The 14,061-nt window shown below is 30.2% G+C and carries 14 protein-coding genes; 5 read left to right on the top strand and 9 right to left on the bottom strand.

Features of this window, described 5'->3' with window-relative positions; all coding sequences use genetic code 11:
* Positions 1–33 precede the first annotated feature (33 nt).
* On the bottom strand, positions 34–729 hold the full coding sequence (purC, locus tag OW730_RS18805; protein ID WP_271225594.1) for a phosphoribosylaminoimidazolesuccinocarboxamide synthase: 696 nt from the start codon (positions 727–729) through the stop codon (positions 34–36).
* The gene (gene purE, locus OW730_RS18810) at positions 729–1,208 is read right to left on the bottom strand and encodes a 5-(carboxyamino)imidazole ribonucleotide mutase (protein ID WP_271225595.1); all 480 of its coding nucleotides are present in this window, start codon (positions 1,206–1,208) and stop codon (positions 729–731) included. The genes purC and purE overlap by 1 nt, the downstream gene beginning before the upstream one ends.
* Before the next feature lie 348 nt (positions 1,209–1,556).
* Here purE and OW730_RS18815 point away from each other — a divergent pair, with 348 nt between their 5' ends.
* Positions 1,557–1,889: a hypothetical protein gene (locus OW730_RS18815; RefSeq protein ID WP_271225596.1), complete on the top strand. Its 333-nt coding sequence runs from the start codon at positions 1,557–1,559 to the stop codon at positions 1,887–1,889.
* Between the two features lie 352 nt (positions 1,890–2,241).
* Positions 2,242–3,390, top strand: a complete 1,149-nt coding sequence (locus OW730_RS18820) for an MFS transporter (RefSeq protein WP_271225597.1) — start codon at positions 2,242–2,244, stop codon at positions 3,388–3,390.
* A 271-nt stretch (positions 3,391–3,661) separates the two neighbouring features.
* Here the strand turns inward: OW730_RS18820 and OW730_RS18825 are convergent, their stop codons facing one another.
* Positions 3,662–7,393 (bottom strand): phosphoribosylformylglycinamidine synthase, encoded by a 3,732-nt coding sequence (locus OW730_RS18825; RefSeq protein ID WP_271225598.1) that lies wholly within the window; start codon positions 7,391–7,393, stop codon positions 3,662–3,664.
* Between the two features lie 286 nt (positions 7,394–7,679).
* On the opposite strand from OW730_RS18825, the gene OW730_RS18830 reads away from it, so the two are divergent.
* The gene (locus OW730_RS18830; RefSeq protein WP_271225599.1) at positions 7,680–8,483 is read left to right on the top strand and encodes a peptidylprolyl isomerase; all 804 of its coding nucleotides are present in this window, start codon (positions 7,680–7,682) and stop codon (positions 8,481–8,483) included.
* 244 nt (positions 8,484–8,727) lie between these two features.
* On the top strand, positions 8,728–9,387 hold the full coding sequence (locus OW730_RS18835) for an acyltransferase (protein WP_333781230.1): 660 nt from the start codon (positions 8,728–8,730) through the stop codon (positions 9,385–9,387).
* 73 nt (positions 9,388–9,460) lie between these two features.
* On the opposite strand, the gene OW730_RS18840 is transcribed toward OW730_RS18835, so the two are convergent.
* From OW730_RS18840 to OW730_RS18865, 6 genes are all read right to left on the bottom strand, one after another.
* Positions 9,461–10,156: an ABC-2 transporter permease gene (locus OW730_RS18840; RefSeq protein WP_271225600.1), complete on the bottom strand. Its 696-nt coding sequence runs from the start codon at positions 10,154–10,156 to the stop codon at positions 9,461–9,463.
* Position 10,157: 1 nt separating this feature from the next.
* Complete coding sequence (locus OW730_RS18845; protein WP_271225601.1) at positions 10,158–10,784, bottom strand: ABC-2 transporter permease; 627 nt, start codon at positions 10,782–10,784, stop codon at positions 10,158–10,160.
* Positions 10,777–11,643 (bottom strand): ABC transporter ATP-binding protein, encoded by an 867-nt coding sequence (locus OW730_RS18850; RefSeq protein ID WP_271225602.1) that lies wholly within the window; start codon positions 11,641–11,643, stop codon positions 10,777–10,779. The genes OW730_RS18845 and OW730_RS18850 overlap by 8 nt, the downstream gene beginning before the upstream one ends.
* Before the next feature lie 13 nt (positions 11,644–11,656).
* Positions 11,657–12,031, bottom strand: a complete 375-nt coding sequence (locus OW730_RS18855) for a GntR family transcriptional regulator (protein WP_271225603.1) — start codon at positions 12,029–12,031, stop codon at positions 11,657–11,659.
* 221 nt (positions 12,032–12,252) lie between these two features.
* On the bottom strand, positions 12,253–12,405 hold the full coding sequence (locus OW730_RS18860; RefSeq protein WP_271225604.1) for a hypothetical protein: 153 nt from the start codon (positions 12,403–12,405) through the stop codon (positions 12,253–12,255).
* Positions 12,406–12,462: 57 nt separating this feature from the next.
* Positions 12,463–13,011 carry an ATP-binding protein gene (locus OW730_RS18865; protein ID WP_271225605.1) on the bottom strand — a complete coding sequence of 183 codons (549 nt, stop codon included), beginning with the start codon at positions 13,009–13,011 and terminating at the stop codon, positions 12,463–12,465.
* Between the two features lie 298 nt (positions 13,012–13,309).
* Here OW730_RS18865 and OW730_RS18870 point away from each other — a divergent pair, with 298 nt between their 5' ends.
* The gene (locus OW730_RS18870) at positions 13,310–14,029 is read left to right on the top strand and encodes a class I SAM-dependent methyltransferase (protein ID WP_271225606.1); all 720 of its coding nucleotides are present in this window, start codon (positions 13,310–13,312) and stop codon (positions 14,027–14,029) included.
* The last annotated feature ends 32 nt before the right edge of the window (positions 14,030–14,061 follow it).

A 14,061-nucleotide genomic window follows, 5' to 3' on the forward strand; every position in this document is an offset into this window, starting at 1 on the left:
AAATTATTTTTTGACCGTGACTTTTTAATAATATTATAATCTACCTAACAGTTTCTCATATCCTTCAATAACATTTCCAAGATCTCTTCTGAATCTGTCCTTATCCATCTTCTCGCCAGTATTCTTATCCCAGAATCTACATGTATCTGGTGAAATCTCATCCGCTAAATAAATTTCTCCATTACTCTTTCCAAACTCTAATTTAAAATCAACTAATGTGATATCTCTTTCAAGGAAGAATTCTTTTAAAATTTCATTAACTTTTAAAGCAGTTTCCTTTATGTGATTTATTTCTTCGAATGTTGCTAAATCTAATGCTACTGCATGATAAGCATTCATTAGAGGATCTCCAAGATCATCATTTTTGTAACTTAACTCAAAAACAGTTGTGCTAAGTTTTCTTCCTTCTTCAACACCGTACTTCTTAGCCATGCTACCTGCTGCAACATTTCTTATGATAACTTCTAATGGTATGATATCAACTTTACGACAAAGTTGCTCTCTATCACTAAGTTTCTTTACAAAGTGAGTTTTAATTCCTTTTTCATTTAACATAGTAAATAATGAAGTAGTTATTGCATTGTTTAGTATTCCTTTTGACATTATCTCAGCTTTTTTCTCTCCATTAAAAGCTGTTGCATCATCTTTATAGTAAATAACTACATGATCCTCATCATGGTTATAAATTTTCTTTGCTTTACCTTCATATAAAAACTCTCTATTTTCCATTATAAATCGCACCCCTTTTCACTTTCTCTTATAAAATCTTCTTTCATAACTCTTCTGTATTCAATTAACTTTTCTTTTAACTCTGGGTACTTAATTGCAAGTATCTCTACTGCAAGCATTCCAGCGTTAAATGCATTATTGATTCCTACTGTTGCTACTGGAATTGGTTTTGGCATTTGAACAATTGAAAGAAGAGAATCCATTCCATCTAATGCTCCATTACATGGCACTCCAATAACCGGTAATATTGTTTTTGAAGCTATTACTCCTGGTAAGTGTGCTGCAAGTCCCGCTCCTGCAATTATACACTCAAAACCTTCATTTTCTATTTCAACCAACACCTCACAAAGTCTTTCTGGAACTCTATGAGCAGATAATACATATCCCCTATACTCTATATTAAATTGTTTTAAAATGTCTGCTGCTTTCCTCATGATCTCTGTATCTGATTTACTACCGAAAAAAATTGCTACCTTCATTCCCATCACCTCACGATTATTGTTTAACAAAATAATAACACTAAAAAAAGATAAATTCAATACATTTTATTCATTTTTTTAAATATTATTCGTTATAATACGAATGTTAATCAATTTTCTTATTTTATAATTCTGCGACACATTAAAGTATTGTACCTTAAAAGTGTGACAATAAAGGTCAAATAGTGATATAATTTATATAGATATTCTAGTTTAGAAATCATTTTATTCAAATAGATTAAATATAATTATTTGTTCTTTATACTTTAAATTTTACTGTGGATTTTTTTGAATAACTTTAATTTTCTACTAAGAAATCTAAAGATGACATGAAAGGTCGTGATGAACATGGATAAACTAGCTACGGCATTAGTTTTTATTACAATTGGTATAATCTTCATTTATGTATCAAAACGTAATATAAGCAACCGTAAAGAAGAGATGAACAAAAATTTTGAGGATGCAATAATCGTATTAAGAAAAAAGCTTGCTACCCTTATGCCTAACGAAGATGTGAAGCTCACAGAAATTCTTTCAATAAGAGAGAAGGAATTTATAGACTCCATAAGTAGTAGTAAAGATAATGACAAAGCATTTGGAATGTGGTCTGCACAACAGGGAATTATCACTGTTCAGGACATTTTAATAAAAATAAAGAAAGTAAAAAGCTCAAAAGCATAAGGACACCTTATGCTTTTGAGCTTTTTAGGCTCTTGAAAAAAGTGCAATACTCTGATTAAATATTAATGAATTTAAGTAATTTAAAAAGTTATATTTTAAAACTTCCAAATTACTTCAAGTTATTAAAATTACTTTTTGTATTTGATTTAAAATAAAAAAATTTGTATAATATATATATAATATATATATAAATACAAATTTTATACGGAGGCCTTGCTATGTATCGTCCAATTTAGAAAACAACCAATTTATTTTATAAAGTTACTTATTCAATATTGTGAAACTTATTAGTATAAAGAAGTTTCTAATATCTATAAGTTTTTTTGTTATATAAATTCGGAGGTGTTCTAAATTGAATAATAAGAGAAATATTTACTTAATGTATGTAATTATTTTTTTGCAAGGTTTTGTCTTTTATGGTCCCGTGGCTACACTATATAGGCAAGCTAGGGGTCTTTCTATGTCTCAAATATTCCTTATTGAATCCATATCCTGGATATTGATTATTGTTCTAGAAGTTCCCTGGGGTTGGTTTTCAGATAAATTTGGTTATAAAAAAACATTGATATTTGTTAATGCATTATTTTTTGCATCTAAAATAGTTTTCTACCTGTCTAGTTCATTTGTGTTATTTTTACTTGAAAGATTAATGCTGTCAATAGTATTCTCAGGTTTATCGGGTTGTGACACAGCCCTTATATATTCATCAATAGATGAAGATGAAGCTCAAAGAGTTTTTGGCAGATATAGTGCTTTTGGAACATTGGGATTCTTATTAGCTTCAGTTTTATCCTCATTTATAGTAAGGATATCACTTGATTATACAGCATTGTTCACTATTTTTCCCTATGCACTAGCAGCAGTATTAACCTTATTTCTAGTAGAAGTTAAGGTTGATAATAAAGAAAAACCTAAGTTCAAAGAGAGTTTAAAACAAGCTTTTAGAGATAAAACAATCATTATGTTTATTATTTCCATTGCCCTAATTATTGAGGTTTTCCAAGCAGTAACAGTTTTCTTAAATCAGTCTCAATACTTAAAAAGTGGTATCGATGCAAAATACTTTGGTGTTATTTTAGCCGGAATACAGTTGATTAGACTATTCTCCGTAAAATCTAATTATTTGAGCAAAAAATTAGGCAGTTGCCAAGCGATAATAATCTTGATTTTTTTAGTAGTTTTATGTTGCATAGTTTTAATTTTCACATCTAATCCCATTTTGAGTGTTATGACAATTATCTTAATATCACTCAGTGTAGCAATGATAGGTCCAATAGAAATTGCTATTAAAAATAAAACTATTAGAACCTCAAATAGAGCTACAATATTATCAATATATTCTATGACAGGAAGTCTAATAGCCTCTTTAGGAAATATTATTATAGGAAAAACGGCTGACCTCTCCTTGGAGATGGGATTTATAACATGTTCAGCGATGAGCCTTATAGGGTTAGTATTTATGATTATGTACTATAAATTAACTAATGAAAAGAATAACTAAAAAGTATACCCCTACGAAATCCAAATAGAGTAGGGGCTTTATTATATTCAGATATTTACAAGTTATCATTGAAAAACTATAGATATACTAAGTGTGAAAAACTCACTTACATAAAATATTTATTACATACATTCTAAAACATATCAAAATTAAGAACACAATATTTTACCCCAGCTAAATCAAGTAGAAACATATTATTCAAAAAAAAAAACAAAATGGATGTTCCTGACACAAGTCCGAAACATCCATCTTTTCAATTCACAATTCTAAGTTACTTAAAGTACTCCACTCCAGATTTAAATATCTTCTGATCCATTTGACCATGAATATTCTTGTATAATCCTTTTCCTATTCTCTCTGAATGACCCATTTTACCAAATACTCTTCCATCAAGACTTGTAACACCTTCAATTCCTAAAGAAGATCCATTAGGATTGCTACCATGATAAGCAGTGGCAATCTGATCATTTTCAATCAGAGATTTTAATACTGCTTCATTTGCTACAAATCTACCTTCACCATGTGATATAGGTATTGTATGGATATCTCCTACATTTACCCCACTAAGCCAAGGAGATTTATTACTTATTATTTTAGTTTTCACCATCTTAGCAATGTGCTTACCTGAATTATTGTACGTTAAAGTTGGACTGTTATCATCCACCTCTTTTATTTCACCAAATGGAACTAATCCTAGTTTTACAAGGGCCTGGAATCCATTACATATACCAAGCATTAATCCATCTCTTTTATACAGAAGCTCCATAACACCTTCTTTAATTACAGGGTTTCTAAATATTGCTGATATAAATTTACCTGAACCATCAGGCTCATCACCAGCACTGAATCCTCCTGGCAGCATTATTATATTACTTCTATTTATTTCTTCTCTCAGCTTTTCTATAGACTCTCTTATATGTTGTTCAGTTAAGTTCTTAAATACAAGTAACTTTGCATCTCCACCGGCTTTATCAAAAGCAGCTTTAGAGTCATATTCGCAGTTTGTCCCTGGGAATACAGGTATTAAAATCTTTGGCTTTCTACTTTCTCTATCACTAACATAGATTTCTTTCTTAAATTTACTTTCAAGAATGCTTAAATCCACTTCTGATTCCTTAGGCTCTACAGAGAATATTGGCTTTAATGGCTGTTCCCATTCTTTTTGCAGTTCTTCACCTTTTACAACCTCTTCTTCTAGGTAAATAGAATACTCTCTTGAAGTTGCACCTAGTTGAATTACATTACCTTCACTTAGTAATAACTCAATCTCTTTTGAATACTCTTCAGGTATTTCACAAATGATAGATCCATTTAATTTCTCCTGCATTAACTTTGAATACTCTTCTTTATTAAGCTTTATTCCAATTCTATTTCCAAAAGTCATTTTACTTAAAGAACTCTCCAAAGTATCTCCGCTTAAAGCATATGCACTATCAATTTTCCCCTCTTTAATTAGAGAATTAATTTTACTATACACCTCTTTTGCTTTATTGAAATCAGGCATATACTGCTCATTTACTGGTATTTTAAATAATATAACTTGAGACCCAACACCTTTGAATTCTGGTGAAATTATATTATCCACATGACCTGTACCTACCCCAAAAGCAACAAGAGTTGGCGGAACATGAATATCTTTAAATGTTCCTGACATACTATCCTTTCCACCAATAGCTGGAGTTTCAAATTCTAATTGTGATTTAAAAGCACCTAATAATGCGGCAAATGGTTTACCCCATTTTTTCTTATCTTCTCCTAAGCGCTCAAAATATTCTTGGAAAGAAAATCTTACATCTTTATAATCAACACCGCTTGCAACAAGTTTTGATAAACATTCAAGAACTGCAAAAATTCCTCCGTGGAATGGACTCCATTCAGATAGTCCCACGTTAAATCCAAAGCTCATTGCAGAAACAGTTGATGTTTCTCCACCTTTAACTGGTATTTTATGAACCATTGTTTGGATAGGTGTTTTTTCAAATTTTCCGCCAAATGGCATTAACACCGTTCCTGCACCTATTGAATTATCAAACATCTCTATAAGACCTTGTTGACTGCATCTATTTATATCTTTTACATGACTCTCAAATCTGCAAAGAGAATTAGTATTTACATCTGAATTTTGTTGCTGCTCAAATTCAGCAGGCATTTCAATAAAAACATCAGTTTCATTAGAAGCTCCATTTGTGTCAAGGAAATCTCTATGAATATCAACAATATTCTTCCCTCTCCATTTCATAATAAGCTTTCTTTCTTCTGTAACTTCTGCAATTTCATATGCTTCCAAATTCTCTTCATCTGCAAGTTCAATAAATTTTTCAACATCACAAGCACTTACAGCTACAGCCATTCTCTCTTGTGATTCTGATATTGCAAGTTCTGTTCCATCTAACCCATCATATTTCTTTCTCACCTTATCAAGATCAATTATTAATCCATCTGCAATCTCACCTACTGCTACTGATACTCCACCTGCACCGAAATCATTACATCTCTTAATAAGCTTTAATACTCTCTCATCTCTAAATAACCTTTGAATCTTTCTCTCAGTTGGAGGATTACCTTTTTGAACCTCTGCTCCACACTCATCAATAGATTTCTCATCATGAACCTTAGATGACCCTGAAGCTCCTCCAATTCCATCTCTTCCTGTTCTTCCTCCAATAAGGATAATTCTATCTCCTTCAACAGGAGTCTCTCTTCTAACATACTCCTTAGGAACAGCTCCTACTACAGCACCTACTTCCATTCTCTTAGCTTTATAACCTTCATGATAAATTTCATGAACTAATCCTGTTGTAAGACCAATCTGATTTCCATAAGAACTATACCCTCTAGCAGCTTCTCTTGTTATCTTAATTTGAGGTAACTTTCCTTTTAATGTACTTTCAATAGATTCCCTTGGATCACCACTTCCTGTCACTCTCATTGCTGCATAAACGTAACTTCTTCCTGATAATGGATCTCTTATTGCTCCTCCAAGACAAGTCGAAGCTCCCCCAAATGGTTCAATCTCTGTAGGGTGGTTGTGTGTTTCATTTTTAAACATTAACAGCCATTCTTCATCCTCGCCATTATTATCCACCACTATATTAATTGAACACGCATTTATTTCTTCTGATATATCAAGGTCATCGAGTTTTCCTCTTCTCTTCATTTCCTTCATTCCAATTACAGCAAGATCCATAAGGGTAATTCCTCTTTCCTTGTCTCCATATACCCCTTCTCTTACTTTCACATATTCATTAAGTGTATCTTTAATTATTCCACTGTATAAACCATCTTCAATCTCAATATTATTAATTAATGTATTAAATGTTGTATGTCTGCAATGATCCGACCAATATGTGTCCAATACTTTTATTTCTGTTACTGTAGGATTTCTATCTATACTATTAAAGTATTCTACAATATGTTTAACATCTCGTTTAGTCATGGATAATCCCATATCTTGAATGAATGATTGAATCTGCGTATTATCCATATTTATAAATCCATCTATCACTTTAACATCATCAACTTGAATATTCTCTTTCACTTGTATGTTTAATTCGCCAAGTGGTATTTCATGACTATCCACTTTATTAATTAAAAATTCCTTTATTTTCTCAAACTCACTCTCTTCTATTTCACCTTTTAAAAAATATACTTTAGAGCATTCAACTTCAGGTTCTCTCTCTGGATACAGAAGTCTTATACACTGTTCTGCTGAATCAGCTCTCTGATCAAACTGCCCTTTAAGGTATGCAACATGTATTGTAGTATATCCTTGAATATCACCAAGCTCTTCTTGAATCTTTTCAATGTTCTTCTCTCCAATGAGTGTTTTTGATACTAACTCAAATTCCTCATCATTAATTCCTTTTATATAATATCTATTCATAATTCTTACATCGCTAAGCTCAATATTAAATACCTCTTTAAGTTGCTCCTTCAAAATAACACTCTCATTATTAAACCCATTCTTTTTTTCAATGAATACTTCCTTACCCTTATTAAGCACAACCATCCCTCCACACGAATATTTTATCATTTTCACAAAATATTATTCGCTTATATTATATACTATTCTCAAACTTTTTCAAAGTATTTTCGTATTTAATTTTAAAATACTTGTGCAATTATGAAAAATCAGCTAATTATTGTTCTATATATACAATCTATTTATGAAAAATTATTTATAAATTTAGGTAAAAATATTGAAGTTAATCTATGTAATGATATAATTTATGATATACAAAAATTATATCACATTAAAATATGTGTATAGTTAAGAAAGGAATGTTATCATGCTAAAGAAGACAATTGCACTAATATGTATAGCAACACTTTTATTTACTGGTTGCGGGAAGAATGATTTACAAAAAAATAATTCCAATAAAAATACTACAAAAAATGAACAAAAGAATAATGAGAAAAATGAAACTGAAGAAGCTAAGAATGATTCTGCTAAAAAAGAAGAAGAACCAGAACTTCCTGTTTTACTCGCTCTTCCACAATTCTCTGAAATGAAAGAAGGAGAAGAATATGCAGTAATGAAAACCAACATGGGTGAAATTAAAATTCGTTTCTTCCCAGAATTTGTTCCAAAAGCTGTTGAAAACTTCATAACTCACTCTAAAAACAACTATTATGATGGATTGATATTTCATAGAGTTATGAATGAATTTATGATTCAAGGTGGAGATCCTAAAGGGAACGGTACTGGTGGAGAAAGTATATGGGGCAAACCATTTGAAGATGAATTTACAAGAGAATTACATAACTTTAGAGGAGCCCTTTCTATGGCTAACGCAGGACCTAACACAAATGGAAGTCAGTTCTTTATTGTTCAGGCTACAGAAGTTCGTCCTGAGAAATTCATTGGAGATATGGAGGCTATAGGTGAAGCTTCTTATCCACAAGTTGCAATTAATAAATATAAAGAAATAGGAGGAACTCCTCACTTAGACTATAATCATACTGTATTCGGTCAAGTTTTTGAAGGAATGGATGTAGTAGATGCAATCGCTGCAGTTAAGACTGGAGAAGGAAGTAAACCCATAGAAGATATTGTTATTGAGGATATTGTTATTGAAACTTATAAAAAATAAAGAATAAAGATAAAAGAAGAAAGAAAAAATATGAATGCTTTTCTGCTACGTGCAGAAAAGCTTTTATTTTTGACTCTATCTTAGATGAATAAATTTCGATTGTTTCATAGAAGCTTTTGCATTTTTTTGATATAATTGGATTGATATACTTAATGCACGATAACATTTTTATTTTGCAGTAATAGAAATTTAGCAATGATATGGTAATAGTAGAATATTGATAAATAAATTAAGGAGGATTATGATGGGCATTTCCGTTAATGAACTTTTTACATTGAAAGAATTAGACGCACAAGCAATATTTAGAGGGGTTAAGCATCCTTGGGAAGTTCTTACAAGAATTAATACTTTCATACTTGAGTACGCCAAAACTCTGCCAAATGATTTTGAAAGAATAGAGGAATTTATATGGGTCGGCAAAGGCACTACTATAGAAAAAAGTGCTCTGATAAAAGGTCCAGCGATTATCGGCTATAATTGCGAAATCAGGCATTCCGCTTACATTAGAGGAAATGTTATTATTGGTAATGATGTTGTCGTTGGAAACTCAACTGAAATTAAAAATTCAATTCTCTTTAATAAAGTGCAGGTTCCCCATTTTAATTATGTTGCTGATTCAATATTAGGGTATAAATCCCATTTGGGGGCAGGTGCAATAACTTCTAATTTAAAGTCTAATGGGACGTTAGTAAAAGTAAAATATGGTACAGATATTATTGAAACTGATTTAAGGAAATTTGGTGCAATTTTAGGTGATTCATCGGAAGTAGGATGCAATACAGTTTTGAACCCAGGGACGATATTAGGAAAAGATAGTATTGTTTATCCATTATGTTCTGTGAGGGGTTATATTCCAGAAAAGAGTATTTTGAAAAATAGTGGTGAAATTGTAGAGAGAAAATAAAGTTAAGGAACCCTTAGGTTCCTTCTAATTTGCTATATTATAAACATTATTCGCTGTTCTTTATTCTTTGATTTTATATTTCCCTATAATTCCCTACCCACATGGATATCATACAAGAAATAATGAAGAGTACCCCAACAACACATCCTATAAAAATTTCAACATTTCCAAATATACTCACTAATTTATCCACGATTTTTATAAACTTTCTTATATCAAATGAAGAAAAGTATTTTTTTAATATATTTGGCATTAGTACTACCATTAGATATAATATTACATTAATAAATCTCATTTTTAAATATCCATACTTAAAATAGAATGGTAAATAAATTGATGCTAAAAACAAGTATCCTACAGCTGCTATAGCAATGTACCCCAATTGAAAACTTTGAGTTGTAAGTTCACCCTTAATTCCAAAATAGATTATCGGACCAATTTTACTTACTAATACCCATAGTATGAATATCAAGATAGTATAAATATATTTCGCTATAACTACATCCCCATTATTTACTGGAAAACTCCTTAAAATCATATCACTTTTATTCTGCTCTTCAAATCCAAGTGGCATCAATACGCAGAATAGAAATACAGTAAAAATTCCTGCCATATTAAATCCTATCTGAAATACCATAGTTGTGTTAGCATCAGCACTCCCTTGATAAACACTGGCAATACCATATGAAACAGTAACCAATACAGCAATCATAGTAAATATCCATTTGTATTTCAACATACTTAAGTCTTTCATTACAAGAGAGCCCATATTAAAACTCCCTCCTCTCATATAATTTAGATGAAATACTGTATGATAATACTACACTTATAAGAAATAAAGCTATCAACATGACTATTGCATAGTTACTCTCAAAAATATTATGCTTTATATTATTGAAGGCATCAAAGATCATATTTGCCACAAAAAGGATTATCATAGCAACCACAGTAACAACCTTCCCTTTAATAAGCCCATACTTTAAATATGCTGGTACCAACCATAATACAACAAATACCGAACCCACAATTGATACTAATAGTCTTTCCAAATCTAAAAATTCTGAGAATGCTATATTCAATTTAAATGTTGCTATAAATATTAAAGCAATAGCTATTATAATTCCAAAAACAGCAGCAATTATAATATTTATATATTTACTCAAAACAATCTCCTTCTTGCTAATAGGTAATGATACTAATATTTGTTCAACTCTGAAATAATTATCGTATGATATACCGACAATAGCATAGGAATAAATTATTATAGGTGTTACTATCCCATATATATAATTATCAATATTAGATTGATCTAATACAAAAAATATTACGCAGCATAATAACAATCCCTTAATCCCCATTTTCTGTAATTTAAAATCCTTATATAAAAGATTAAGCACTCTTCTCCCCTCCTATAGTGTAGAGCATTATATCCTCCAAAGAAGCTTTTTCAATAACCACCTTTTCCTTAAAAGTTCTTTGTATTTCCCTGCTCTTAGTAGTTAAACCTTCAAATCCAAAAGAGTTTTCTTTTATACTAATAAAATCATTTTTAAGTGAACTATTCAGAATGTCTTTTCCTCCCCTTACCAAGGAATAACTCTCCATAATCTCATCTTTCTCCTTAGAAAAAACTAATTTACCATTGTTTATAAAGGTTATATAATCAGCTATTTTCTCAAGGTCACTTGTTATATGGGTTGAGAAGAAAACCGATTTCTTTTCATCTTGAATTTCATCATATAAAAGCTCTAGTATTTCATTTCTAAAAACAGGATCAAGACCTGACGTTGGCTCATCCATTATTAATAATTCAGCGTTATGAGATAGAGCCATTGCTAAAGAGAACTTCATCTTCATTCCTTTTGATAATTCCTTTATCTTTTTCTTTTCTGTTAAATTAAATCTATCCAATAACTCTCTATATTTTGCATTATCCCAATTTCTGTAAAATCTAGATATTATCTTTGCATTATCTTTAATAGATAATTCCTGGTAATAAAAACTCTCATCATAAACAAAACCAATCTTCTCTTTTATCTCCTTTTCTGATTTTATATTATCCTTTTCGAATATCTTTATTTCACCACTATTACGACGTATTAAGTTCATTATCATCTTTATTGTTGTACTTTTACCAGCACCATTTGGCCCTATAAATCCCATAACATATCCTCTATCAAGAGAAAAACTTACATCATCCAATTTAAATTTCCCATAATCTTTTGTAATGTTTTTTACCTCTAAAATCTTACTCATGTTACTTTTCCTCCTATTCCTCTTCATAAATTACACTTAACAGTTCAATCAATTCCTCTAATGTTAATCCAAGCAATCTAGATTCATCCACCACATTGCTTAGCATATCTTCAATTATCTTTAGTTTCTTTTCTCTAAGAAGTTCCTGATTCTGAGATTTTACAAAGCTTCCTTTACCTCTTACAGTTTCTATATATCCATCTCTCTCAAGCTCTTCATATGCTCTTTTAGTTGTAATTACACTAATATGCAGTTCTTTCGCTAACATTCTAATAGATGGAAGCGGTTCTCCTGCTTCTATCTCACCTTTAAGTATCAAGGTTTTTATCTGTTCACCTATTTGTTCGTAAATAGGCATTGTACTTGAATTTGATATTAAAATTTTCATTTCTAAAATCACCCTAACTAATTAGTTTATGTTTTATTCATAGAACATAGTAAATTCTTATCACTGTCCATACCGTTTATACTGTTTATATATTATATATACAGTATAAACATCATATTAATATATGTCAACACTTTTTTGGAATTTTTATGAAAATATTTTAGATAAAAGAAAAAGATAGTGATATACTACTTACATCACTATCTTTACTACTGGTTTTATCAATCATTCTTAATTATTTTTTTTAGTTCATTATTATCAGAATTAATATCTACTTTAGTTAATTTAGCCCCACAGTTATCACATGTTAGATCGTCTCTTTCTATAGAAGTATACCATATGGAATTACATTGTTCGCAATAAAGTTTATTCATTTTTCATCCCCCTTAATAGAAGGATATGCTAGAAATTAAAACATATTCAAAAAATATTTAACTCCAAATATCTACACCTATGCCTTGAAGATTTTCGATTATATATTCGTTAATCCACTTAATTATTGAAGGGGAGTTAATATCTTCACCTACAATTTCTTTAATCTCTGTACTTTTAAATACAAACTCATTTTCATTAACTTTATGAATATATTCTATATCCACATTATCAAATAACAATAAAGAACTTATTGTTTCGTTTATCCTACCTAAAGGTGGTCTATCAATATTATTTCTTTCCATAGTTCCTACTAATTTAGTTCCTTCACCTACTTCAGACCAAATCTCAATTCCTCCTCCACATCTATCACATGCAGCTTCAAAGAGAGGAATTCCTAGTCCAATATCCCTAGTATCCCTTGAGGTGGTGAATGGACTTCTAACTTTCTCTAAAAACTCTTTTTCCATACCTTTTCCATCGTCTTCAATTATTATTTTAAAAAGATTTTCACTTGTATTTTCTTCAATATGCACCTTAATTAAATTACTGTTAGCAGTTATAGAGTTCTGCACTAAATCTAGTATATGTAATGATAACTCTCTCATAACTTACCTCAACCCCTTTTTAAAGAATAAATAATAGAGAATAAAGAACAAATCAGGACGAAAAATTACGTAATCTATTCTTCATTCTTTTTATTTCAATTATATTATAGCATGTTTTCACACATGTAAAAATCATCTGGCCATATATATACGTTAAATATAATCGTACTACTTAGTTTCTTTTTTATGAACTTTTGTGAACTTTTGTGAATTTTTACAAAATTCTGCAATTTTATGTTATCATATATATAAAAAGATTGATTATTGTTTTTTGAATGAAATTAAAGGAGTGAACTGTATGGAAAACATTAAAAAATTATTAGAAAATCTAAAACCATCAAATGTATTAGATATTGGTACAGGTGTTGGTGAATTCATCAACATATTAAAAGAAGCACTTCCTTCTTACGATAAAATTACAGGTATTGATATTGAGGAAAAAGTAATTGAAATGGCAAAAAAAACTTTTAATGAACCATCAATTAATTTTGAAGTTATGAATGGAGAATCTATGGAATACTCCGATGGAGAGTTTGATCTTGTATGTCTTGCAAATTCAATCCATCACCTACCTAACATAAAAACTTCATTCGATGAGATGAAACGTGTAACCTCAGAGAATGGATATATTCTTATTAATGAAATGTTCAAAGATAATCAAACTGAAGAACAACAGACTCATGTAATTCTACATCACTGGTCTGCTAAGATTTCTAGAATGCTTGGAAAATTTCATAATGAAACCTATAATAAATCAGAAATAAAAGAAATTTTACTTGAAAATAACCTTGAAATTATTGATGAAATCGAATTTAAATATGATGAACCTTGCAATCAAGAAGCAAAAGAACAATTATCAACACAGGTTGGATCTATTTTAGATAGTGTAAGAGACAAAATTAAAGATCATGAAGCATACGAAGAAATCTGTTCAACAGCTGAAGATCTTAAAAAGAGAGTTTTAGATATTGGATTCCAAGGAGCTACTCAATATATGTTGTTATGTAGAAAAATTTAAATTGCTATATACAAAACCACCCCATAAAGTTC

The organism is Oceanirhabdus sp. W0125-5, from assembly GCF_027938815.1.
Lineage (GTDB): Bacteria > Bacillota > Clostridia > Clostridiales > Clostridiaceae > Oceanirhabdus.

What these genes read in the sequence shown, in the direction of transcription:
- OW730_RS18870 (WP_271225606.1), top strand. Translation starts at nt 13,310, where the DNA reads ATGGAAAACATTAAAAAATTATTAGAAAATCTAAAACCATCAAATGTA.
- OW730_RS18850 (WP_271225602.1), bottom strand. Translation starts at nt 11,643, where the DNA reads ATGAGTAAGATTTTAGAGGTAAAAAACATTACAAAAGATTATGGGAAA.
- OW730_RS18860 (WP_271225604.1), bottom strand. Translation starts at nt 12,405, where the DNA reads ATGAATAAACTTTATTGCGAACAATGTAATTCCATATGGTATACTTCT.
- OW730_RS18855 (WP_271225603.1), bottom strand. Translation starts at nt 12,031, where the DNA reads ATGAAAATTTTAATATCAAATTCAAGTACAATGCCTATTTACGAACAA.
- purE (WP_271225595.1), bottom strand. Translation starts at nt 1,208, where the DNA reads ATGAAGGTAGCAATTTTTTTCGGTAGTAAATCAGATACAGAGATCATG.
- OW730_RS18835 (WP_333781230.1), top strand. Translation starts at nt 8,728, where the DNA reads ATGGGCATTTCCGTTAATGAACTTTTTACATTGAAAGAATTAGACGCA.
- OW730_RS18840 (WP_271225600.1), bottom strand. Translation starts at nt 10,156, where the DNA reads ATGGGCTCTCTTGTAATGAAAGACTTAAGTATGTTGAAATACAAATGG.
- OW730_RS18865 (WP_271225605.1), bottom strand. Translation starts at nt 13,011, where the DNA reads ATGAGAGAGTTATCATTACATATACTAGATTTAGTGCAGAACTCTATA.
- OW730_RS18830 (WP_271225599.1), top strand. Translation starts at nt 7,680, where the DNA reads ATGCTAAAGAAGACAATTGCACTAATATGTATAGCAACACTTTTATTT.
- OW730_RS18815 (WP_271225596.1), top strand. Translation starts at nt 1,557, where the DNA reads ATGGATAAACTAGCTACGGCATTAGTTTTTATTACAATTGGTATAATC.
- purC (WP_271225594.1), bottom strand. Translation starts at nt 729, where the DNA reads ATGGAAAATAGAGAGTTTTTATATGAAGGTAAAGCAAAGAAAATTTAT.